The organism is Paracoccus spongiarum, from assembly GCF_030732095.1.
Lineage (GTDB): Bacteria > Pseudomonadota > Alphaproteobacteria > Rhodobacterales > Rhodobacteraceae > Paracoccus > Paracoccus spongiarum.
Genome location: NZ_JAVAMQ010000013.1, coordinates 41,991 through 65,100, shown reverse-complemented (window position 1 = coordinate 65,100; position 23,110 = coordinate 41,991). Strand labels below are relative to the sequence as shown.

The following is a 23,110-nucleotide window of genomic DNA, read 5'->3' as shown; positions in this document are numbered from 1 at the left end:
TTTCCCTCAGGCGATGGCTTGGCGATGGGCGCTGGCATAGCGGCCCGTCACGTGGTGGCTGATCTGGCGCTCGATATCGCCCAGCAGCGAACTGGCGCCGATGCGGAACAGTGCCGGGGCCAGCCAGTCGCGGCCCAGCTCCTCGCGCATCAGCACCTGCCAGGCGATCGCGTCCCTGGCGGTGCCCAACCCGCCGGCGGGCTTGAAGCCGACCTTGTGGCCCGTCTGCGCCTGATAATCGCGGATCGCGCGGCACATCACCAGCGACACGGTGAGGGTGGCATTCACGCCTTCCTTGCCGGTCGAGGTCTTGATCCAGTCGCTGCCGGCCTGCATGGCGACATGGCTGGCAATGGCGACATTTTCCAGCGATTTCAGATTGCCCGTGGCCAGGATCGCCTTCATCCGCGCCGCACCGCAGGCCTCGCGCATGGCGCGCAATTCGTCATACAGCGCCGCCCAGTCACCGCGCAGAACATGGGCGCGGGTAATGACGATGTCGATCTCGTCCGCGCCCTGGTCGATCGCATGGCGGATCTCGGCCAGGCGCAGGTCCAGCGGCATCAGCCCGGCGGGAAAGCCGGTGGCGACGCTGGCGACCGGCACCCCGGAATTGCCAAGCGCGCGTTTCGCCGCCGCGACCATCGTGGGATAGACGCAGACGGCACCGGTGGTCAGCCCCTCGACGCCCATCGCGGCCAGCAGGTCGGGCGCGATGGGCTGGCGGGCCTTGGCGCACAGCCGGGCCACGCGATCCTCGGTGTCGTCACCCGCCAGCGTGGTCAGGTCGATGCAGCGCACCGCGTTCAGCAGCCAGGCGGCCTGGTGATCCTTCTTGAGGCTGCGCCGCGCCGGCAGCGTGGCGGCGCGGCGTTCAACAGCCGGCGTGTTGATGCGGATATCGGCAAACCCGTCGAGGCGAAGGTCGGTGCCGGGGTTCTGGCTCATCTGCGCGGCTTTCCCTTCCAGCTGTTCCACCATCCGGTGACACGGCCCCGCGCCTCGGCCGCCTCGGCGCTGACACGCTCGGTCGTGCGGTCCCATCGATCATCGACTGACTTCACCGCCGGATCTATGGTGCGCTGGCGGAACTGCGCCCACATGCGCCAGATCAACGCCAGCAGCAGCAGCATCACCACGCAGGCGATCAGTGCGCCCCAGTTGCGCGGACGTTCGTTCGGATTGGCCAGCGTGTCGATCGAGATCGCGTTCGGATAGGCCGTCAGCCAGGGGATCCGCCAGCCATAGGCCGTGACGCTGACCCATTGCGGCGCGGCGGCGGTGGATTTCAGGTTGGTCGCCTCGGCGTGCAGGTTGGCGCTGTCATATTTGAAATAGGGCGGCCAGATCCAGCCGGTATCCTCGTTGCGATAGACGAAAACCTTGCCGTTCGGGCGCACCGCCTCGATGAAGCGCACGTCGCGCTGGCCGGCCGCGTTCTCGACCGTGCCGGTGTCCTCGGCGGCATAGAAGATCGCGTTTGACGAGGTGATCTGCGTGAGGCGGTTATAGGTGTTGGTGATCCGCAGCGTGTTCTGCGAGGGCAACGTGTAGTCGAGGAACAGGAACACCAGCAGGCCCAGAAGCACCCCCATGACGACCTTGACGTAATGCATCTGCGCTGTCCCTACTGCCAGTTGACCCACCAGACGATCGCCATGATCGCCAGGCTTGGAATGATGAAGACCAGCCACAACAGCCGAGACTTCAGCGCCTTGTCATAGCCGACCATCGCCTTGCGCACAAACTCGGCTCGTTGCGGGTTGTTCCCGGCCATTGCGGGATGGCGTTCATCCCAGATTTCCTCAAGCCTCTCGCGGCGCAGGGACCGGATGTAGATCCGCAAGAGCAGATAGAACATCGCCTCAAGCAGCAGGACAAGCACGATCAGCCGGAACAGCGCGCTCATCGGGCGGCCCCCCAGGGCCCGGCCGGGCGAGGAAGCCCGGCCTCGGACAGGCTGACGCGCGCCGGCCCCCAAGGCCCCGCCGCCTGCCGGCGCGGGGCGGGATCGGTGTCCGACATGCCCGGTTCGGGGCCGAAAAGGGCTTCGCGGGTGCCCTGCTTGTCGATCGCATATTCGCGGGCCAGCATCTCGGCCACATAGTCGCGCTTGGCGTCGGGCCATGTCTGGTAGAGACGATAGAACAGGGGCTTGTGGGTCATGAACAGCAGGCGCAGGTCATGCGGGGCAAGTTCGGCCAGAAGCCGGTTCACCAGATCTCGGGCCGGGCCGGGCGTGGCGCGGATGGCGTAGAAATAAGCCGGGTCCGCGCTGTCGATCACCGGCCAGTCGCCGCCCTGTTCGGCATAGCGGTGCAGCGCCGAAAGGCCGCGGATCTCGGGCGGCAGGTCTGTCCCCATCCGGGCCGCCGCGCGGCGCAGCGCGGCGCGCCCGCCATCGCCCGTGTCCAGCCCCAGCCGCACAGCCGCATCGGCCAGGATGAAGTCGATCTTCTGGCGCAGGATCGGCGCGGCGTCGGCCCCGCGCGCCGAGATGACGGGTTCGGCCAGCGCATTGCGGGCCAGCCAGGCGGCGATCTGGTGGCGATCGCCGACCGACATCGCGAGGAAGCCCTGAACCTCGGCCTTTCGCGCCGGATCGGCAAAGATCATCGCCGGCTCGCGGGCCGAGCGGATCAGATAGACCCCGCCGAAATCCGCCGCCCAGAAATCGGCCACGTCGAACTCGGTATGGGCCAGCCGCACCGGGTTGCGGGTCACGTCGCCAGACTTGCGCGCCTGTTCGATCATCTGCGCGATCAGCACGTCGTCCCACCAGCCGTCGGGCCGGCTGCGAAAGCGGTCGATCATGGCGGCGAGCCGGTCGGCCTCGGCCACATGGCCGCCGGTGGTGTCGGCGGTGACGCTGAGGCGGCGGATCTGCGGCAGGTCGGCCGGTTCGGCCAGCTGCCAGATGCGGTCGTCGATCTCGCCCAGGACGGCGTCGCGCGCGGTCAGGCTGAAAAGCTGGCTTTCGTTCTGCGTGATGAAGCCGCGCAGCACGTCGCGCAGCACCGACAGATCGGCATTCAGCATCGGCGCCGATTTCTGCTCGGTCGTCAGGAGGATGAAATGGCGGTTGCCGCCCTCGGGGGCGAGATAGTCCATGTCGCCGAACTCGTCGCCGATCTCGGGCGAATGGCCCGAAATGTCGATGTGAAACTCGGCCAGCGCGGTCTGCCGGCCGGTGATCTTCTGCAGCGCGCGGTTGTAAAGGCTGACCCAGGCGGGCGAATCCACCCGGATCAGGTTGCCGAACATCAGGCCCTTCTCGATGAGGCGTTTCATGTGCCCCCCTCGAAGCGCCGCTTGGCTTCGGCCAGCCGCTCCATGCTGCGCACGGCCTCTTCGATGGCGTTCTCGTCGGCGCTGTCGGAATAGCGCCATTCGCTGTCGGCATAGCGGTTGATCTCCTGCACGACCATCTCGGTGGTGATCGGCAGGCGCAGCGCCTCGATCATCTCCAGCTTGCGATCATAGGGCTGGCGCAGGAAGGGCTCGGGCGTCTCGAACCACGCGTCGGGCATGTCGAAATCCATCGCGCGAGCCTTCACCGCATCGGTGATGTTCTTCACCGCCCGGCCGGTAAAGCGCGGCTCGGCCTCGGCAATGGCAAAGAGATAGCTGCCAAGCTCGGCCAGATCCTCGAGGTCGCCATGGTCGCGCCGGACCGCGTCGAACACGCGGATCAGCCCCGGTTCGGCGGGGCGCGAGTGGCCGGCATATTCGGCCGCCACAGCCCGGCGGATGACCTGCGCGCCCATCAGGTCGTGCTGACCCACCGGGATCTGGTGTCGGCGGCCCAGCAGCAGGGCGAGGATGTCGATATAGTCCTCCCGGGTCTTCGGGCCGTCGATCAGGAAGCGCGCGCCGGCACGCTGGCGCAGCGCATCGTCGATCGACTCGGCGTGGTTCGAGAACATCCCGAAGGTCGCGTTGCCGCGTACCACCGTCGAAGCGCCGGCAAAGGCCTCCATCAGCACGGCGGTGATCTCCTGCTGGCCAGAGGAGGACTGCCGGTCCCCGCGGCGTCCGGCGATCTGGTCGATGTCGTCGATGGTGCCGAAGCCGATGACCTTGGGGTCGATGATCGCGTTGATGAAGGCGCGCGCATTCTGGCCCGACTTGCCCTGATAGCTGTCGATGTTGTCCACCGACAGGTTGCGATAGCGGAACGGATAGCCGGCCATCTGGCAATAGTCGTTCACCACGCCGGCCATCATCTGGATCAGCGTGGTCTTGCCGGTTCCCGGCCGGCCATCGCCGAGGAAGGTGAAGGTGAACCCGCCCAGTTCCACGAAGGGATTGGCCATCCGTTCGAAATCATAGGCGACCAGCATCCGCGCCAGCCGCAGCGCCTGATGCTTGGCGATGGCATTGCCGATCACCTCCTCGGGCTTCTTGAAGGCCATGGCGACCGGGCCGCCATGCGCCTTGGTGGCCGGGGTAAAGCCCGCGATGGGGAATTCGTCGGCCTCGACACGCCAGGCGGCGCCGGTGAAGGCGCGGATGCGCGGCGCGCTTTCGCCACGCGCGGCGACCGCGGCCGACAGCGTCTCGGCCCAGGCCAGCGCGACGGCAATCAGCATGTCGTCGCCCTGCGCCATGCGCGCCAGGTTCTGGTCCAGATCCCACAGCGCGCCCTGCAGCGCGGTCAGCGGGTTGTCGGTCAGCACCTCGTCCACGGTGACGCCATCGGCGGTCTGCTGGCCGGCATGTTCGGCCAGAAGAAAGCCGACCGCATTCGCCAGCACCGACAGCGCGGCCAGCGATTCGACCGCCAGAAGTTCGGCGAATTCCTGGTGGCGCTCGGCGGGCAGGCGGGTCTCCAGGTTGATGCGCTTCAACTCGGCCGCGCCGGACCGCGCCGCGACCTCGTCGGCCACGGCCAGCGCGATCGCGATGGCACGCCGCAGCACCCGCGCCATGGTCGCCGCCGCCGGCGTCAGCAGGTCGTCGCCGCCCGCATCCTCGATCCGTTCCAGCAGTCGCACCCCGTCGGGCCGCGCCGTGGATCGCCCCGCAAGCCCGGGCGTGGTCGGCCGGAACCGCCCCGCGCCCGCCGCGGCGATCCCGGGCGAGCGTTCGGCCGCGGCCGGCTGCGGCGCCGCACGGCCAAGGCGCGGGGCATGTTCAAAGCCGGTCAGCAGCGCCAGCGCCTGCGGATAATGCCGCCGCACCTCGTCCTCGGGCAGTTCCATCTCGTTGCGGGCGTCCATTCAGTCCTCTTGCGTCCATAGGCCGGGATAGTCCGTCACGAAACCATGCCGGTTCACGGCGAGCATCGTCCGGAAGCCATGCCCTGCCGAGTGACACTGCCAGCCCCCGTCCGGCTGGCGGCGATAGCCCTGATGCAGCGGCTGCGGCTGCCAGTCCCCGCCACCCAGCCACAGCGCCGCGCTGTCGCCGCCGCCCGCCTGTTTCAGGCGGTTCAACGCGATCGTGTTGGTGGCCGGGGTAAAGCCCAGATCCAGATCGACAAGTCCGTGGCTGCCAGGCACCTCGTCGCCATTCACCCGCCATTCGCCGCCGCTTCCACGCCGGATCGACAGGCTCAGGCCCTGCCCGCCGACCCTGCCCAGGAGCCGGGCCGATCGGCTGGTCCAGTCCTCGCCGCAACTCAGGCTGTAAGCGATCTGCGCGGGGCCTCGCGCGTCGGACCAGACCGCCGCGCCGTCCAGATGCCATTCGCCCGCCTCGAAGCGCAGCCAGGCGGCATCATGTCCGGGGCGGTCCAGCCGCCGCCACAGGATCGATGCGCCCCCGGCCATCAGCGATACCCCACCACCCGGCCATCCGGGCCGGGGACATATTTGCGGATGTCACGGAAACCCGGCGGGTCCATCGCGGCCAGCGCCTGATAGGGGCGCTGCGGCAGGATCAGGAACCGGCTGGCTGCGCTGGCCCCCTGCCCCGCGCCATGCGCATTCAGCGGGTCAAGCCGGAACACCTGCCGTTCGGTGACACCGAACAGGCCGCTGCTTTCCAGTGTTGCGCGTTCGGATTGCAGATCCTCGACCGTCATCGCCATCGCCCAATCCTCGCCCGAGGGGGCGCCGGCGTCCTGCAACACCTGCCGGATCGGCCCCTCCTGCAGGGTGAGGCCCTGCGCATAGACCGGACCCAGCACGATCCGGCGCAAACGCATGGGATGCAGCGTGTCGAAATCGCGATCAAAGCCCTGCGCGATGGTCACCAATTGCAGCGCCGTCACCGATTGGGCCAGCAGATGCGCCCGCACCTCGGGCCAGCGTTTCGGATCCTCGGCCAGCGGCCGCCGGCCGCTGTCATCGGCGTCCATCAGATACAGCACCGGCACGTTCAGCTGGCTGTCATAGACCGCCCAATGCAACAGCCAGCGCCGCCGCTGCCGGTCGTTGCCCGACAGCCAGTAGCCCTGCGGATGCATCTGCGGCCAGAACAGCCCGCCCCGCGCCAGCGCCTCGTAGTACAGCCGCTGCGACATCGCGTATTGCAGCCGCGTGGGAATCGTCAGCTCGCCCACGATCTGCCGGATCATGTCGTCCTTGATCGTCTCGGGCGCAGCAGTCCGGGCCAGTTCCTCGGCCGCCTGCGCGGCGTCGGCGGCGGTCTGGGCAATCTCGGACCAGACCGGAAAGCCCGATTCGTGGATGTCGATGGTCACGTGCCGGCGCAGCGGGCCCTCGATCCGGCCCGACACCAGGTATTTCATCGCCAGCGCGTCGAGGCTGGCCGCCAGCGCAGAGAGGTAGGCACCGATCACCTCGGTCTCGACGCGCGAGAACAGTCCGTCGCGCACCGTCTCGGCCAGCGCGGGGGGCAGCACGGCGGCGATGCGCCGCATCCGGTCGAAATAGGCACGCGCGGCCAGATCGTCGTCCAGCCGTCGATGATCGGCGTCCAGATTGCCCGTCTCGGCCACGACCTAGCCGCCGTAGAGGTTGCTGTCGTGCTTCTTGACGATCTCGGCAAAGCGGCGGGCAAAGCGTTCGTCGGCCTTGGCCTTTTCCTCCAGCACCTTGCGCGCGAAGACCATGTGATCGCCATGCGCCTCGAGCATGTCGGCCATCCGGTCGTTGGTGGCGGTGCCGATGGCGGCCATGGCGGCCTGCGCCTCCTGGTCGGTCCTGACGCCGATCTCGTTGATGCGGTGGGCCACGTCCTGCTGCTGCGCGGTCTTCAGCGATTTGGTCAGCGCGTCATACAGCACCACCCGCTGGCGCGTGTCGGTCTGCAGCTTGTTGATCAGCACCATCTGCGTCGCGGCTTGGTTCTGCAGGCTGTCCACCCAGGTCTTGCCGGCCTCGATATAGCGCTCCAGCGTCTGCGACTTGGCCAGTGCCACCTGTTCGTCCTGCACCAGAGCGTTGTGATCCTTGTTGGCATTGGCCAGTTCGGTTTCCAGCCGGGTGCGATCGGTCGGGTCGGTGGTGCTTGCGACCCTGTTTTCCAGCTCGATCAGCTGCGGGTCCATCGCCTTGATGCGGTCGCGCAGGCCTTCCAGCGTGGCGACGGTCTCCTCGCGCTCGGCCAGGGTCTGGGTCAGGTTCGCCTCGACCTTCGCCTTCTGGTCGTTCAGCAGGTCCAGCTGGCCCTGCAACAGCCGGGTGATGCTGTCGGACTTGGCCAGCAGGTCCTGCAGCTTGTCGTCGATGCTGGCGGCGCGCAGCCGTTCCTGCCGCATCGCCTCGGACTTGCCGCTGGCGAAGATGCCGACGAATTTCTCCCAGCCGGTCTTGCTGCGCAATTCCTCGAAATCGCGGCTGAAGCCCGCCGTGACGTCGTCCAGCCCCATGATGAGCTCGGCGATATTGGCGTTCATCGCCTCGGTGTGCGCGTGGACATCGGCCAGCGTGGCATTGGCCACATCCACGGGCAGCGCGGCCGCATCGGCCTGCGCGGTCACCCGGTCCAGAGCCGCCGTCATCTGCGAAATCTTGTCCTGCGCCAGAGAGACCTGTTTCTGACTGTCGGTGATCTGCTGGTCCAGCGATGCCATCACGGCCTCCCTCCAATGTTTGTCAGGATGTTAGGCCGCTGCCCCGCAGGCGCAAGGGGCGCTGCTGCCTATCGGCCGACAATCGCGGTTGCCAGCATCCGCCCGCCGGCCTAGCCTTGCGGCATGAACCGCCTGACAGATGCCATCGACGCGCGCCGCGACGAGTTGATCGCGCTGACGCAGGACCTGATCCGCATCCCGACGCTGAACCCGCCGGGCCGCAATTACCGCGAGATCTGCGACTATCTCCAGGCCAGGCTGGCGCCGCAGGGCTGGCGCTGCGAGATGATCCGCGCGACCGGCACGCCGGGCGACAGCGACCGCTGGCCGCGCTGGAACATCGTCGCCCGCAGGCCCGGCGCGCGGCGCGGCGATTGCGTGCATTTCAACAGCCATCACGACGTGGTCGAGGTGGGCCATGGCTGGACGCGCGACCCCTTCGGCGGCGAACTGGACGGCGACCGCATCTATGGCCGCGGCGCCTGCGACATGAAGGGCGGGCTGGCCGCCAGCATCATCGCCGCCGAGGCCTTCGTCGCCACCCATCCCGACCATGCCGGCCAGATCGAGATCAGCGCCACCGCCGACGAGGAATCGGGCGGCTATGGCGGCGTCGCCTATCTGGCCGGGCAGGGCGCCTTCGCCCATGTCGATCACGTCATCATCCCCGAACCGCTGCACAAGGACCGCATCTGCCTTGGCCATCGCGGCGTCTGGTGGGCCGAGATCGAGACCCAGGGCCGCATTGCCCACGGCTCGATGCCGTTCCTTGGCGATTGCGCGGTCCGCCACATGGGCGCCGTTCTGGCCGAGATGGAGGCGAGGCTGTGGCCGCTGCTGGCCGGCAAGCAGACCGAGATGCCGGTGATCCCCGAAGGCGCGCGGTCCTCGACGCTGAACATCAACGCCATCCATGGCGGTGCGGCGGAACAGGCCGCGGACTATACCGGCCTGCCGACCCCCTGCGTGCCCGACCGCTGCCGCATCGTCATCGACCGCCGCTTCCTGATCGAGGAGGATCTGGCCGAGGTGAAGGCCGAGGTCACGGCGCTGCTGGAACGGGTCAGGGCGCAGCGGCCCGGCTTTCGCTACGAGGTCCGCGACCTGTTCGAGGTGGTGCCCTCGATGACCGACCGCGAGGCGCCGGTCGTGCGCACCACCGCCGCCGCGATCCAGCGCGTGCTGGGCCGCGAGGCGGATTATGTGGTCAGCCCCGGCACCTATGACCAGAAGCATATCGACCGCATCGGCAAGCTCGGAACTGCATCGCCTATGGGCCCGGCGTGCTGGACCTGGCGCATCAGCCCGATGAATGGATCGGCGTGACCGACATGCTGGACAGCGCCAAGGTCATGGCGCTGGTGCTTGAGGATCTGCTGACCTAGGCGTCGGGGTCAGAACGGCACGTCATCGGCGGCCGGATGGACATAGCCCGCCTTGACCGTCTTGAAGCCGGCCGAGTCGAACTGCACCGTCAGCGTGTCCTCGGCGATGCCCATGATCTGCCCCTCGCCGAACTTTGCGTGGTTCACGCGATCACCGACGTTGAACCGCGCCGCCGGTTCGGCGTCGATCGTCACCGGCGTCCGGTGGACCGGCGATTTCCGCTCGGTCGCGCGGGCCTGCATGCGCTTCCAGCCCGGCGAATTGTAGACATCGGCCCTGGCCGCCCGGTCATGCATCTCGGTGCCCGCATTGGCGCCCGCAAAGGCCATCGCCGCGCCATAGCCTCCGCCATAGAGGCCCGGCGGGGTCAGCACCTCGACATGCTCGGCCGGCAACTCGTCAATGAAGCGCGACGGCATGCTGCTTTGCCACTGCCCGTAAAGCCTGCGGTTGCCGGCAAAGCTGATGGTCGCCAGCCGCTCGGCGCGGGTGATGCCGACATAGGCCAGCCGGCGTTCCTCCTCCAGCCCCTTGGTGCCGCTTTCGTCCATGGCGCGCTGGTTTGGGAACAGCCCGTCCTCCCATCCCGGCAGGAAGACCACCGGAAACTCCAGCCCCTTCGCGCCGTGCAGGGTCATGATGCTGACCTGCTCGGCGGCCTCGCTGTCGTCACGGTCCATGACCAGCGCGACATGTTCCAGAAAGCCCTGAAGATTGTCGAATTCCTCCAGCGCCTTCACCAGCTCCTTCAGGTTCTCGAGGCGACCGGGCGCATCGGGCGACTTTTCGGCCTGCCACATCGCGGTATAGCCCGAATCGTCCAGGATTCTCTCGGCAAGTTCCACATGGCTGGCCCGGCTGTCGAGGGCATCGGCGTGCCAGCGGCCGATGCCCGCCACGAAGTCGCGCAGGTTGGCCAGCGACCGCCCGCCCAGCTGCCGCTCTTCGACCGCGATCCGTGCCGCCTCCAGCAGGCCGACCCCATGCTGCCGGGCCAGCCCCTGAAGGGTCTGCAAGGCCTTGTCGCCGATGCCCCTCTTGGGCGTGTTCACGATCCGCTCGAAGGCCAGGTCGTCGGCGGGGCTGACCACCAGCCGGAAATAGGCCATCGCATCGCGGATCTCGGCACGCTCGTAGAAGCGCGGCCCGCCGATCACCCGATAGGGCAGCCCGATGGTCATGAAGCGATCCTCGAAGGCCCGCATCTGGTGGCTGGCGCGCACCAGGATGGCGATCTGGTCCAGCCCCACCGGGCCCAGCGCCGCGCGATGCCCGCCCTGAAACGCCTCGATCTCGTCGCCAATCCAGCGCGCCTCGGCCTCGCTGTCCCAATGCCCGATCAGCCGCACCCGCTCGCCCGGCTCGGCCTCGGTCCACAGCGTCTTGCCCAGCCGCCCCTGATTGGCCGCGATCAATCCCGACGCCGCCGCCAGGATCTGCGGTGTCGACCGGTAGTTCTGTTCCAGGCGAATCACCTGCGCGCCGGGAAAATCCTTCTCGAAGCGCAGGATGTTGCCCACCTCCGCGCCGCGCCAGCCGTAGATCGACTGGTCGTCGTCGCCCACGCAGCAGATGTTGCGATGCCCCTGCGCCAGCAGCCGCAGCCACATGTATTGTGCGACGTTGGTATCCTGATACTCGTCCACAAGGATGTAGCGGAACCGTTCCTGCCACTGCCGCAGGACATCCGGATGGGCCTGGAACAGCAGCACGCAATGCATCAGCAGATCGCCGAAATCGACGGCGTTCAGAGTCAGCAGCCTGTCCTGATAGGCCGCATACAGCCGCCCTCCCCAGCCATCGAAGGCGGCCGCCTCGCCGCGCGGAAGGTTGCCGGGCGACAGGCAGCGGTTCTTCCAGCCGTCGATCAGATGCGCCAGCTGCCGCGCGGGCCAGCGTTTCTCGTCCAGGTTCTCGGCGAGGATCAACTGCTTCATCAGCCGGATCTGGTCGTCGGTGTCCAAGATGATGAACGAGGGCTTCAGATGGAACGCATCATGGCCGATCAACTCGGCATGGCGGCGCAGGATCTTCACGCTGATCGAATGGAAGGTGCCCAGCCAGGGCATCCCCTCGACCGTCTCGCCCAGCAGCCGCGCAATCCGCAGCTTCATCTCGCGGGCCGCCTTGTTGGTGAAGGTCACTGCCAGGATCTGGCCGGGCCGCGCCTTGCCCAGCATCAGCAGATGCGCAATCCGCGTCGTCAGCGCGCGGGTCTTGCCGGTGCCCGCCCCCGCCAGCATCAGCACCGGCCCGTCCAGGGCCTCGACCGCGGCCCTTTGTGCCGGGTTCAGCCCGTCCAGGTAGGGCGCGGGGCGCGCGGCCATCGCCCGCCGGGACAGCGGCACCCCCTCGAAATCATCGGAATCGTCCAGAAGCTGCATCCGCCCACCATAGGCCCGCGACCGCGCCGGGGAAAGCCTTGGTCATGGTCCGTTCGTAATTTGCCTTGGCGCAAATATCCCGCGGGGGGTCCGGGGGGCGCGAAGCCCCCCGGCGTCCGCGGGACGCAGATCTCAGGCCCGCAGCCCGGCGAAAGTCATCGGGTCCAGCGAAGACTGGGCAAAGGTCGGCCCCTCGACCAGCAGGCTGACCGCGTCATGCGAATGCAGCGATTCCTGATGGCTGGCCACGACCCGGAAATCCCCGATCCGGCTGTCGGCCAGCAATTCCTGCGCGAAGGCACGCACCGCATCCTCGACGAAGATCGGGTTCGAGGCGTTCAGCTCGGCAAAGGCCTGCTCGTCCTCGCGCTTGACCATCACCTGGGTCTCGGTGGGCACGGCGCGGCGGCACAGCTCGACCAGGTCCTCGAACCAGATCTTCTCGGGCCCCTTCATCACCGCCGAGATCCGCGCGACCGACCGCTGCGAATGCGGCGTGGCCAGCCGTGCGCGGGTCTCGCGGGCATGTTCCGACAGTTCCAGCGAACAGGGACAGGTCGAGGAATAGACATAGTCGAAATGCACGATCCGCAGCCGCTGGCCGCGATGCTCGACCACCTCCTGGGCGATGTCGTAATACTGCCAGCCCGACAGCCCCGAGCGCAGCGAGTCGACCCGGATCGGATAGGAGAAGCGCATCTGGATGCGCGCATCGAAGGCGTCCAGATCGGTCTTGTAGTCATCCAGCGCTGCCTCCAGCACCTTCAGGCTGAACAGGTGGTCGGAATGGGCATAGAAGGACCGCATGATCCGGCTCATGTTGATGCCCTTGCGATCGGCCTCCAGGCTGACCGTGCCCGTCACGCTGGTTTCCAGCGTCAGCTCGGCCCCCGGATGGTCGGCATCGGGCCGCGTCTGATAGCGGATCGGCAGCCGGAAATTCGAGATGCCGACATGCTGGATCGGCGCCCGCGCGCCGACGATCAGGCTGGCCGGGCCGTTCTGCAGGTCCGGCAGCCCGGCGCGATAGGCGTCGTCGGCGCGAAACGAGGCGTCATAATCGCGGATCAGTGCCGGATAGGCCGGGACCATCGGACGGGCTTCGCTCATGCGGTGATCCTCTCTCCGCGGGATGTCATCCCGCAATATGGGCGGTCCCGCGCGATTTCTGAACCCCCTGCGACCAGATCGCCGGCGATTGCGTCCCGCCGGCGCACCATCGCACGCCTCAGCCCTCCAGCGCCCGGGTCAGATCGGCCACCAGATCGCCCGCATCCTCCAGCCCGACCGACAGCCGCAGCAGGCCCGGCGTGATGCCCAGATGCGCCTTGGCCGCCTCGGGCAGGCGCTGATGGGTGGTGGTGGCGGGATGGGTCACGATCGACTTCGCATCGCCCAGGTTGTTCGAGATCTTGATGATCCGCAGCCGGTCCAGCGCCGCAAAGGCGGCGTCCTTGCCGCCCGCGACCTCAACCGCGATCATCGTGCCGCCCGATCCGCCCATCTGCGCCATGGCCAGATCATGCTGGGGATGGTCGGGCAGGCCCGGATAGATCACCCGCCGCAGCGCCGGGTGGCCCTGCAGGGCGCGGGCGATCGCCAGCGCGCTGTCGGCCTGGGCGCGCACCCGCAGGTCCATCGTCGCCAGCCCGTTCAGCATGATCCAGCTGTGGAACGGGCTGATCGCGCCACCCGTGTGCTTCAGATACGGCTCGACCGTGCCGCGGATATAGTCGCGGCTGCCGCAGATCACCCCGGCCAGCGCCCGGCCGCCGCCATCGATATGCTTGGTCGCGGAGTAGACGACGATATCGGCCCCCAGCTCCACGGCCCGCGAAAACACCGGGGTGGCAAAGACGTTGTCGGCCACCACCACCGCGCCCGCCGCATGGGCCAAGTCGGCCACCGCGCGCATGTCGATCACCTCGAGCCCGGGGTTCGACACGGATTCGAAGAACACGGCCTTGGTCCCCGGCCGGATCGCCGCCTGCCACTGGTCCAGATCGGTGCCATCGACGAAGCTGACCTCGACCCCGAATTTCGCCAGCAGTTCCAGCACATAGAGGCAGGATCCGAACAGCGCCCGCGCCGCGACGACGTGATCGCCCGGCCCGCACATGGAAAACATCGCGCCGTTGACGGCGGCCATGCCGCTGGCCGTGGCAAAGGCGTCCTCGGTGCCTTCCAGTGCCGCGATGCGATCCTCGAACATGCGGCTGGTCGGGTTGCCATAGCGGGCATAGATGAACTCGTCCGGGCCGGTCTCGACAAAGCGCGCCTCGGCCTGCGCCGCGTTGTCGTAGACGAAGCCCTGGGTCAGGAAGATCGCCTCGGCCATCTCGCCATACTGGCTGCGGCGGGTGCCGTGGTGGACGGCCTTGGTGCGCGGATGCAGGGCGCGGTCGGTGCCTTTGGCAGGGCGGTCGGTCATGGGGCGTGCCTTTCGACGTTCAGGCCGCAGTTAGCGCCGGCGCGCCCGTGACGCAAGGGCGCCCGGTATCCGGCCGGACACCGCGCGACCTGCCGCGGCGCCGGCTGCGGTCTAGAGGTAATCGCCGCGCGACAGCCCGTATTTCGCCATCTTCTCGTTCAGCGTCCGGCGCGGCAGGCACAACTCGTCCATGACGCCGGCGATGCTGCCCTTGTGGCGGCGCATGGTGTTGTCGATCAGCATCTTCTCGAAGCTTTCGACATATTCCTTCAGCGGCTTGCCCTCGGTCGTCGTCGCCTGCTGGTTGTCGTCTCCATCGGCCATCAGCAACGAGGCGATGCTGCCCGATCCGCGCCGGTTCTGCAGCACCGCGCGTTCGGCGACGTTGATCAGCTGGCGGATATTGCCCGGCCAGGGCGCCTGCAGCAGCTGCGCGGCCTCCTGCGCGCTGACCTGGGGCGGCTCGCAGCCGTATTCCTCGCTGAACTGCTCGGTCATGCGGGTGAACAGCGCCAGGATGTCCTCGCCCCGCGCCCGCAGCGGCGGCAGGGTGATCTTCAGCGCCGACAACCGGTAGAAAAGGTCGGGGCGCAGCGAGTCCTCGGCCTTGCGGCCCTCGCCGCGGGCATTCGAAATGGCGATGATGCGGGTTTCGGCGGGCGTGCCCTGATCGCTGATGAAGGCCAGAAGGCGCGCCTGAAGCGGTTCGGACAGTGCCTCGATATCCTCGAGGCACAGGGTGCCGCCGCGCGCCTCCTCGACCGCCGGCAGGCCGTCCTCGATCGGCCCGAACAGCCGCGCCGACAGCGCCTCGTCGTTGTAGGCCGCGCAGGAGATCGGCACGAACTTCTTCGAGGCCCGCGGCCCGACGGCATGCAGCGCATGGGCCACCAGCGTCTTGCCGGTGCCGGTCTCGCCGTCGATCAGCACATGGCCGTCGGCCTGCCCCAGATCCAGGATGTCCTCGCGCAGCCGGTCCATCACCGGGCTGGCGCCGATCAGCTTGGACATGACCTGCTGACCCTCGCTGAGATCGCGGCGCAACGCCCGGTTGTCCAGCGTCATGCGCCGCGCCTGCGTGGCCTTCTTGGCCAGCGCGGTCATGCGGTCGGGATTGAAGGGCTTTTCCATGAAGTCCATCGCGCCGAGGCGCATCGCCTCGACCGCCATCGGCACGTCGCCATGCCCGGTGATCAGGATCACCGGCAGCCCCGAATCCAGCCCCATCAGGCGCTTGAGGAAGGCGATGCCGTCCATGCCGGGCATGCGGATGTCGGACACCACGACCCCCGGCCAGTCGGCGCCGATCACCTTCAGCGCGTCCTCGGCGCTGGCATAGGTCTCGGTCTCGAAGCCGGACAGCACCAGCCACTGGCTGATCGATTCCCGCATGTCCGGTTCATCGTCGACGATCGCGATCTTCAGTTTGCGGGACATCGGCTTTCCTCTCTCGTCATCATTCGGCGGCCAGCGGCGCGCGCGGCTGTTCGGGACGGTGCAGCGGCAATTCGACCTGGAAGACCGCGCCGCCCTCGCTGTCGTTGCGGGCGGTCAGGCGGCCCCCGAAATCGGCCACGATGGTGGACGAGATCGCCAGCCCCAGCCCGGTGCCCTCACCGGGCTTCTTGGTGGTCCAGAAGGGTTCAAACAGCTTTTCGAGGTCAGAGACACCCGGGCCGTTGTCGCGAACGGACACATAGGCGTGAGCGCCGGCCTCGACGGTGATCTCGATGCGGGCGTCGCGGCGGTCGCGGACCGCATCGACGGCGTTTCGCAGCAGGTTGATGATGACCTGTTCCAGCCGGATGCGGTCGGCCATGACCATCACCCGGCCGCGCGGGACGTTGCGCGTCACCCGGATCGTGCGCGATCGCAGCTGCGGCTCCATCATGGTCAGGGCGCTGCTGACGGCGGCCCGCAGATCGACGGGTTCAACCGCCTCGCCGCCCTTGCGGGCATAGGATTTCAGCTGCCTCGTGATCGCGCCCATCCGCTCGATCAGGTCGTCGATGCGCTGGAAACTCGACAGCGCCTCCTCGGGGCGGCCCCGTTGCAGCAGCAGCCGCGCCCCGGCCAGATAGGTCTTCATCGCCGCCAGCGGCTGGTTCAGTTCGTGGCTGACGCCGGCCGACATCTCGCCGAGGGCGGCCAGCTTCGACGATTGCTGCACGGTCTGCTCGGCCACGCGCAGTTCCTTCTGCACCCGCTCGCGTTCGGCGATCTCGCGCGTCAGCCGCGCGTTCAGGGCGCGCAGATCGGCTGATTCGCGCATGTAGGCGACCGATTGCATCCGCGCCCGCCGCGACAGCAGCCAGAAGGTCGCGGCCAGCAGCATCGCAAAGCCCATGATCTCCAGCGCGAGGACCGCGTTCACCCGCTCGCGGGTCGAGGTGTAGGTGGTGAAGCTGATCATCTTCCAGCCGCGAAAGGCGATCCGCGCCTCGTTCTGCATCACCGCGCGGCCGCGCAGATAGGCGTCCGCGGGCGGCGAGGTCCAGTCGGCGGTCACCTGGAAGGCGCGCTGGATCGCGGACGGCGCCGAGCGCACCTCGAGCGCCTGTTCCAGCGTCAGGCCCCGCCAGCGCGGCTCGGTCGACAGGATGATCGCGCCCTCGCTGTCGGTCACCACGACCGCATCCGCGATGCCTGACCAGGACCGCTCCAGCTGGGTCAGGTCGGCGCCCACCACGATCACGCCGAGGGTCTTGCCATCGGCGATGATCGCCCGGGAGTGGTTGAATTCATAGGCCCCCGTGTCGGTGGTCGAGGCGGTGAACACCGTGTCGCGCGACCGCAGCGCCTCGACGTAATAGGGCGAGGCGACGTTGTTGGTGCCGATCTGGTAGCGGTCGGTCGAGCCGACCGTGCGACCCGAGGCATCCAGCAGCCGGATCGAGGCGGCGCCGATTTCCTTCTGCGCGGCGATCAGCCGGGCCGAGGTGGTCGAATAGTCGTTGCTGTTCAGCGCCCCGATCAGGGCCGGGTCGCGCGCCAGCAGCAGCGGCACCACCTCGTTGCGATCCAGTTCCGACCGCAGGTTGCCGGTATACAGCGCCAGCCGCAGATCGGCGCCGACGCGGGTGTTCTCGGCAAAGCGTTCGGTCAGCCAGCTGTTCGTCACCCAGATCGAGGCCAGCGCAGTCAGGAAGATCAGCACCACGGCCGAGCGCAGCCACCACGGATTCGTCGGCTGCATCCCGCCGCCTTCCGCCCGATCGGACGTGCCGTCGCTGCCTTCCCGATCCTCGATCACCGCGTCATTCCGACGAAATCGCTAACTGACGCAATCTAGGCGCAGAATCGCGCCCGCTCAAGTCAGGCGTTCGCCAGCGCACCGACAAGGGCGGAAAACAGCGCCGCCCCGTCCTGCCCGCCCAGCACCGGATCGGCTGCCCGTTCGGGATGCGGCATCATGCCCAGCACGCGGCGATTCGCCGACAGCACGCCGGCGATGTCGCCGACCGAGCCGTTGATGGCGGGGGCATAGGTGAAGGCGATGCGGTCCTGATCGCGCAGTTCCGCCAGCCCCTCGGCCCCGATCTGGTAGTTGCCGTCGTGATGGGCGACCGGCACGGTGATCCGCTGGCCCGTCGCATAGCCCGCGGTGAAGGCGCTGTCGGTCGTGGCCACCTCCAGCACGGCGGGGCGGCACAGGAAGGTCAGGCCCCGGTTGCGCATCAGCGCGCCGGGCAGCAGGCCCAGCTCGGTCAGCACCTGAAAGCCGTTGCAGATGCCCAGCACATGGCCGCCGGCCGCCGCGTGGGCACGCAGCGCGGCGGCGATCGGCGAATGCGCGGCGATGGCTCCGCAGCGCAGGTAGTCGCCATAGGAGAACCCGCCCGGCACGGCGACCAGATCGGTGCCGGCGGGCAGCGCCTCGTCCTTGTGCCAGACGCGGCTGACCTCGGCCCCGGCCTGCTGCAGCGCGACCGCCAGATCGCGGTCGCAGTTCGATCCGGGAAAGGTGATGACGGCGGCTTTCATGGCGCGTGCTCCGGCTGGGGGTTGCCGTCCCCTTAGCGCATGATGCGCAGCCCGGAAAGAGGCGGCGCCGCCTCAGTCCTTCAACTGGCCATAGTCCAGCATCATGTAGCGCGCCGGCTCGTTCTTCTTCTCGCTGCCCTCGTCGCTCATCAGCAGGATGTGCGGCACGCCCTGCACCATGATCGAATCGATCGACTCGACGTTGTTGAGGTTGATGATGTCGGGCAGCGCGACCGGCTCGGGCGCGTGGTCGGGATTGCCGCTCCAGGACCACAGTTGCGAATAGCGGTTGTTCTCGTAGCCCTCGATCTCGTTGACGATCAGGAAGCTGCCCAGCACCGGATCATAGCTGAGCGCGCGGATGCCGCCGCCACGCAGGTCCAGCAGCACCGGATCACCAAAGCGCGGCGCCTCGCCGGTCTCGAACATGCGGTCGGGATTGTCGATCACCACGATCAGCGACGCCTCGCCCGCGCGCGGGTCGCGCAGGCCCAGATACAGCCGCCCGGTCGGGACGTGATAGGCCAGCCCCTCGATGTTCAGGTCCGAAAAGTCCGGCGCCTGCCCGGCCCGCGCCTCGATGGCGGCGCGCAGTCCGGCATCGCCGGCCATCGCGTCGCGCAGGCCGCCGACGCTGCGGATCGCGCCGATCGACGCGCCCGAGACCTGAAAACGCAGCAATTGTTCGCGATCTGCCTTGCGCTCGCCCTCGTTCGTCAGCGAATGCGAGGTCACCGCATAGACATTGCCGGCATCGTCCAGCGACAGCCCCTCGAGATCGGACATCTTGCGCCCCATCCCGCGCATCAGCCGGGTGCCGGTGGCCTTGTCCTCGGCCAGCGCCCCGTCCGCGCCGATGGTCAGCACGCTCATCGCGCGGGTCGCCTCGTCCTCGACGACCAGCAGGCGGCCGTCGGGCAGTTGCTGGACGGCCGAGGGCTCGTAGATCTGCTCGAACGCGCCGATGCCGAGGTTGCGCAGCCGCAGATCGGCGGTCCCGGACCGGGTGGCGAGGATGCCCAGCACCGATTTCAGAGCGAGAAAGCTGACCAGCGACACCAGCAGGCCCCAGCGGAACACCGTGTAGGAGAGGTTCAGCAGCCGGAACTTGCGGTCGGCCATCGCGCCCAGCCAATAGAGCTGGTCGCTCATGCTGTAATAGACCTGTTCGCGGTTTCCGATCAGGTCCTGCATCTTCTGCCAGTAATCCTCGCGGGTCAGGCGCACGCGATCCTCGTAGATCAGGATGTTCACCCGGTCCGAGGGCGTCGCCTGGCGCGCCTGCAGGACATGGGCGCGCAGGTCGCGCAGCCGGGCCCGGCGCCCCGCCACCGCCCGCGCCCAGCCCGCCACGCTGCGCAGCAGATCGGCCCGTTCGGGCGAGGCCGACAGCAGCGCGAAGACGATGGAACTGGCGGCGGTGATCAGGAACACCCCGGCCGGCAGCAGGAAGGCCGGCGAGGAGGCAAAGATGAACGCGCCCGAGATCATCAGCGCCGAGATGATGAAACCGTTCAGCGAAATCATGATGTTGGCCTTGGTCGCGGCCAGGGCGATGGTGTCGAGCTCGGCCCGGTAGGCATTCTTGAACATGGTCTCGACCGCCTTCGACGTGCCCATCTTCTTCTCGGCGGCGGGGGCGGGTTCGGGTTCGGGCTCGGGGGGCGCGGGCCGGGGCGGGTCGCCCTCCTGCGGCGCGCCCGGATCCTCGGAGGGCGCGTCGGACGCGGCGTCGGCCGACGCCGCGTGCGCCTGTTCCGGGGTCGCGTCCGGCATCGCCCCGGTGCCTGCGGCGTCGTCCGACGCGCGATCGGTCCTTGCCTCGGCGGCTGCGTCGGAGCGTGATTTCTTCTTGGCCATGGGACAGTCTCCATCCTCGTTCACACGCCCGGGAACCGCGGCGACCGGCTGCGTCACAAAAGTGACATATGCCTGCCGACGGACGGCAGCCGGGAAAATTCCCGCCGCGGTGCCGACCGGGTGCAGCGTTGCGCGACGGATGGCAACGGGTGGCAACGGCTGGGCGGGGGGGGCTGTTGCACCGCGCGAGGAACGGGCCGCAAGCCCCTGATCCTGAAGGGCACGGCGGGTGCACCGGCGAGGCACCGGCGCGGCACAGCGGGTGCACAGCCTGTACACCGACAACGCACGCAGCGTTGGCAAACGGTCAATCCCTGCCGGCGGCGCCGAGGGGCCGGTCAGTCGTCCACGACGCTGAGGATCTGCGGCAGGGCCGGACAGGGCAGCAGCTGGTTGCGCGCCACGTCATGCAGGGTGTGGTTGTGCAGGAACACGTAGACATGCGCCGACAGGCTTTCCCACAGCCGGTTCGACAGCGTCTGCGCCCGCGATCCCGACACCCCGCCCGAGGCGCCCGCGCCGACATGCATGGCGCTGACGGTCTCGTCCACCGCCTCGAGGATCTCGGCGATGCGGATCGTCTCGGGCGCGCGGGCAAGGCGGTAGCCGCCACCGGGGCCGCGCACCGAGGCCACGAGGCCGGCACGGCGCAGGCGCACGAACAGCTGTTCCAGATAGGGCAGAGAGATGTCCTGCCGGCGCGAGATCTCGGCCAGCGAGGTCAGCTCGTCGCCCTTGGCGATGGCCAGGTCGGTCAGCGCGATGATCGCATAGCGGCCCTTGGTGGACAGTTTCATGACGCGACCCCCTCAATTGGCGGGCGCCGCATTGACGGGCGGCGCGCGGCTGCGCTATGCCGCCCAAGCCCGTTTCTTGCGCAATCGGCGCCGGCTTCCCAGATGAACCGTCTAGAAGCCTGACGCGAAGGCGTCAAGGAACCACCAAGCTGTGAAGGACGACGATGCCAGAGCTTATTTTTCCGGGTCCCGAAGGCCGTCTTGAAGGCCGCTATCACCCCCAGCCCGGCAAGCCCGACGCGCCCATCGCCATCGTCCTGCACCCGCATCCGCAATATGGCGGCACGATGAACAACCGGGTCGTCTACAACCTGCATTATGCCTTCCACAAGCTTGGCTTCACGGTCATGCGCTTCAACTTCCGGGGCGTGGGGCGCAGCCAGGGCGAGTTCGACCAGGGGATCGGCGAATTGTCCGATGCCGCCTCGGCGCTGGACTATCTGCAGGCGATGAACCCCGACAGCAAGCATTGCTGGGTCGCGGGCTTCAGCTTTGGCGCCTGGATCGGGATGCAGCTGCTGATGCGGCGGCCCGAGATCACCGGCTTCATCAGCGTGGCGCCGCCGGCCAACATGTATGATTTCAGCTTTCTCGCGCCCTGCCCCAGCTCGGGCCTGATCGTGAACGGCACCGCCGACCGGGTGGCGCCCCCCAAGGACACGCATACGCTGGTCGGCAAGCTGCGCGAGCAGAAGGGCATCACCGTCACCCATGAGGAAATCGAGGGCGCCGACCACTTCTTCCGCGACGAGGAGGCGCATATGCAGCCGATGATCGCGCTGGTGCAGTCCTATGTGCGGCGGCGGCTGACCGAAAGCAGCCGCTGATCGCGCATCGCCCGCCGGCCGGATGGTTCGGGGGTCCGCGGGTCCGCAGGTTCGGCGGTTCGCGGGTTCGGGGCCCGGCGTCAGGCGAAAGGCCCGGTATAGTCGCCCAGGGCCGCGGCATCGGCGCGCAGGATATGGCGTTCCAGCGCGCGCAGCGGGCCGGGCCGGTAGGGCCTGCCGGTCCAGTCCCGGGGAAAACGGGCGGCGCGGCAGCGGGCGATCGCGGGATGGGCCAGATCCTCGAGGCTGTCCGGGCCGGCGCGGTCGCGCTGGGGCAGCAGCCGCCACAGCGGCGAGGGCCGGGCCGAGCGGTTGGGCAGCGGACCCAGCAGGTCGGCCTTGCCGCGCAGCTGGCGCAGCGCCAGCCGGTCCAGCGCCAGCCCCGCGCGCTGCGCCCCCTCGGCGATCCACATCAGCGTGATCGTCGAGATCGCGGCGATGTCGCCGCCCCCGCCGACGGCGCCATGCACGCCCGGGAACCATTCCTGCAGATAGCTGCCCTCGGGGTTCTCGCGCCGCAGCCGGGCGAGATTGCTCCACAGGGCGGGGGCATATGTGCGGCGGCGTTCGTCCAGCGCGACCGCGTGGCGGGCCGACATGACCATGCTGCTCAGCGCGGTGTCGTGAAAGCGGTAGCGGCGGTTGAGCAGCGAGGCGGTCGGCAGGTTCGCCGGAACGCCCAGCGAGCCGACCGTCTCCCAGCAGCCCAGATAGGTGATGCGGAACGGCACCGCGTCGGGGGTGCGGTCCGCGCGGAAGGCGATCTCGGCGCGGCTGGTGGTGATGCCGGGCGAATGCCGCAGCCGGAAGTCGAGGCTGGCAGGCGCATCGGGTGCGGTTGCGGGGCCGGTATCGCGGTACAGCGCCATGCAGGCGCGCGCCAGCGCCGGGGTGACGCGCGGCGGCAGCCCGGCATTGCGGATCAGCCCGATCAGCGACCGCGCGGTATAGGCCCCGCGCGAGAAGCCGAACACCATCACCTGGTCGCCCGGCTCGTAGAGCTGCGACAATGCCCCATAGGCCTCGAGGATGCGGTCGTCGAGGCCGATGCCCATGGCACCTCCGGCCAGTTTCTCGGCCAGCCCGAAAATCGGGCCGCGGCCCCGCACCACGCCGACGCCGGGAAAATACCGCTGCACCTGGCTGACGCCGTCGGCGTCGTGGTCGAGGACCCGGCCGTTGAGCAGCGCGACATTGGTCGTGTTGCGCTGGTCGGCATGGCTCCAGGTGCCGTCACAGAATATGGAAATGCGTTTCACGGCAGGTCACCAGGTAAAACTTCACCAGCCGGATTATATATTGAATTGGCGCGTTCTTGAATATTCCTTGCGCTGCGGGGCGCATTTTCCGACGCCGCGCCACGGGCAGGGACCAGCGCGCCTTGTGTCGGGGGTTCCGGGACGTGCCCCGATGCGGCCGCGCCGCAGCGCGCCCCACCGCCGCGCCCAATCACCGTG

At 68.3% G+C, this 23,110-nt stretch carries 18 protein-coding genes and 1 pseudogene; 2 read left to right on the top strand and 17 right to left on the bottom strand.

What is annotated here, in order from left to right; genetic code table 11:
- Window positions 1-6: 6 nt before the first annotated feature.
- From deoC to Q5Y72_RS14060, 8 genes are read right to left on the bottom strand one after another with little or no spacing between them, the layout of a single operon-like run.
- Window positions 7-948: a deoxyribose-phosphate aldolase gene (gene deoC / locus Q5Y72_RS14095; protein ID WP_305964062.1), complete on the bottom strand. Its 942-nt coding sequence runs from the start codon at window positions 946-948 to the stop codon at window positions 7-9.
- Entirely contained in the window at window positions 945-1,616 is a 672-nt protein-coding gene (locus Q5Y72_RS14090; RefSeq protein WP_305964061.1) for a DUF1523 family protein, read from the bottom strand. Before Q5Y72_RS14090 ends, deoC begins: the two co-directional genes overlap by 4 nt.
- Window positions 1,617-1,627: 11 nt before the next feature.
- Entirely contained in the window at window positions 1,628-1,909 is a 282-nt protein-coding gene (locus Q5Y72_RS14085) for a hypothetical protein (RefSeq protein ID WP_305964060.1), read from the bottom strand.
- Complete coding sequence (locus Q5Y72_RS14080; protein WP_305964059.1) at window positions 1,906-3,291, bottom strand: DUF6638 family protein; 1,386 nt, start codon at window positions 3,289-3,291, stop codon at window positions 1,906-1,908. Before Q5Y72_RS14080 ends, Q5Y72_RS14085 begins: the two co-directional genes overlap by 4 nt.
- Complete coding sequence (locus Q5Y72_RS14075) at window positions 3,288-5,222, bottom strand: AAA family ATPase (RefSeq protein WP_305964058.1); 1,935 nt, start codon at window positions 5,220-5,222, stop codon at window positions 3,288-3,290. The genes Q5Y72_RS14080 and Q5Y72_RS14075 overlap by 4 nt, the downstream gene beginning before the upstream one ends.
- Complete coding sequence (locus Q5Y72_RS14070; protein ID WP_305964057.1) at window positions 5,223-5,774, bottom strand: putative glycolipid-binding domain-containing protein; 552 nt, start codon at window positions 5,772-5,774, stop codon at window positions 5,223-5,225. It lies immediately after the preceding gene.
- The gene (locus tag Q5Y72_RS14065) at window positions 5,774-6,907 is read right to left on the bottom strand and encodes a hypothetical protein (protein ID WP_305964056.1); all 1,134 of its coding nucleotides are present in this window, start codon (window positions 6,905-6,907) and stop codon (window positions 5,774-5,776) included. Before Q5Y72_RS14065 ends, Q5Y72_RS14070 begins: the two co-directional genes overlap by 1 nt.
- Before the next feature lie 3 nt (window positions 6,908-6,910).
- The gene (locus tag Q5Y72_RS14060) at window positions 6,911-7,984 is read right to left on the bottom strand and encodes a hypothetical protein (protein ID WP_305964055.1); all 1,074 of its coding nucleotides are present in this window, start codon (window positions 7,982-7,984) and stop codon (window positions 6,911-6,913) included.
- A gap of 123 nt (window positions 7,985-8,107) precedes the next feature.
- On the opposite strand from Q5Y72_RS14060, the pseudogene Q5Y72_RS14055 reads away from it, so the two are divergent.
- Window positions 8,108-9,369 (top strand): annotated as a pseudogene (locus Q5Y72_RS14055) (acetylornithine deacetylase/succinyl-diaminopimelate desuccinylase family protein).
- A gap of 9 nt (window positions 9,370-9,378) precedes the next feature.
- Here the strand turns inward: Q5Y72_RS14055 and Q5Y72_RS14050 are convergent.
- From Q5Y72_RS14050 to iscR, 8 genes are all read right to left on the bottom strand, one after another.
- The gene (locus Q5Y72_RS14050) at window positions 9,379-11,754 is read right to left on the bottom strand and encodes an ATP-dependent helicase (RefSeq protein ID WP_305964054.1); all 2,376 of its coding nucleotides are present in this window, start codon (window positions 11,752-11,754) and stop codon (window positions 9,379-9,381) included.
- 132 nt (window positions 11,755-11,886) lie between these two features.
- Window positions 11,887-12,864: a GTP cyclohydrolase FolE2 gene (folE2, locus tag Q5Y72_RS14045; protein ID WP_305964053.1), complete on the bottom strand. Its 978-nt coding sequence runs from the start codon at window positions 12,862-12,864 to the stop codon at window positions 11,887-11,889.
- 118 nt (window positions 12,865-12,982) lie between these two features.
- Complete coding sequence (gene metZ, locus Q5Y72_RS14040; RefSeq protein WP_305964052.1) at window positions 12,983-14,185, bottom strand: O-succinylhomoserine sulfhydrylase; 1,203 nt, start codon at window positions 14,183-14,185, stop codon at window positions 12,983-12,985.
- A gap of 111 nt (window positions 14,186-14,296) precedes the next feature.
- Window positions 14,297-15,622, bottom strand: a complete 1,326-nt coding sequence (locus Q5Y72_RS14035; protein ID WP_305964051.1) for a sigma-54-dependent transcriptional regulator — start codon at window positions 15,620-15,622, stop codon at window positions 14,297-14,299.
- Window positions 15,623-15,641: 19 nt separating this feature from the next.
- A complete protein-coding gene (locus Q5Y72_RS14030; RefSeq protein WP_305964050.1) occupies window positions 15,642-17,381 on the bottom strand; it encodes a sensor histidine kinase in 1,740 nt (579 codons plus the stop codon).
- 119 nt (window positions 17,382-17,500) lie between these two features.
- Window positions 17,501-18,169: a phosphoribosylformylglycinamidine synthase subunit PurQ gene (gene purQ / locus Q5Y72_RS14025; protein ID WP_305964049.1), complete on the bottom strand. Its 669-nt coding sequence runs from the start codon at window positions 18,167-18,169 to the stop codon at window positions 17,501-17,503.
- A 72-nt stretch (window positions 18,170-18,241) separates the two neighbouring features.
- Entirely contained in the window at window positions 18,242-20,029 is a 1,788-nt protein-coding gene (locus Q5Y72_RS14020; RefSeq protein WP_305964048.1) for a Pycsar system effector family protein, read from the bottom strand.
- Between the two features lie 338 nt (window positions 20,030-20,367).
- Window positions 20,368-20,826 (bottom strand): Fe-S cluster assembly transcriptional regulator IscR, encoded by a 459-nt coding sequence (gene iscR / locus Q5Y72_RS14015; protein WP_305964047.1) that lies wholly within the window; start codon window positions 20,824-20,826, stop codon window positions 20,368-20,370.
- Window positions 20,827-20,990: 164 nt separating this feature from the next.
- Here iscR and Q5Y72_RS14010 point away from each other — a divergent pair, with 164 nt between their 5' ends.
- The gene (locus Q5Y72_RS14010; RefSeq protein WP_305964046.1) at window positions 20,991-21,653 is read left to right on the top strand and encodes an alpha/beta hydrolase; all 663 of its coding nucleotides are present in this window, start codon (window positions 20,991-20,993) and stop codon (window positions 21,651-21,653) included.
- Between the two features lie 80 nt (window positions 21,654-21,733).
- On the opposite strand, the gene Q5Y72_RS14005 is transcribed toward Q5Y72_RS14010, so the two are convergent.
- Window positions 21,734-22,912 (bottom strand): T6SS phospholipase effector Tle1-like catalytic domain-containing protein, encoded by a 1,179-nt coding sequence (locus Q5Y72_RS14005; RefSeq protein WP_305964045.1) that lies wholly within the window; start codon window positions 22,910-22,912, stop codon window positions 21,734-21,736.
- Window positions 22,913-23,110 lie beyond the last annotated feature (198 nt).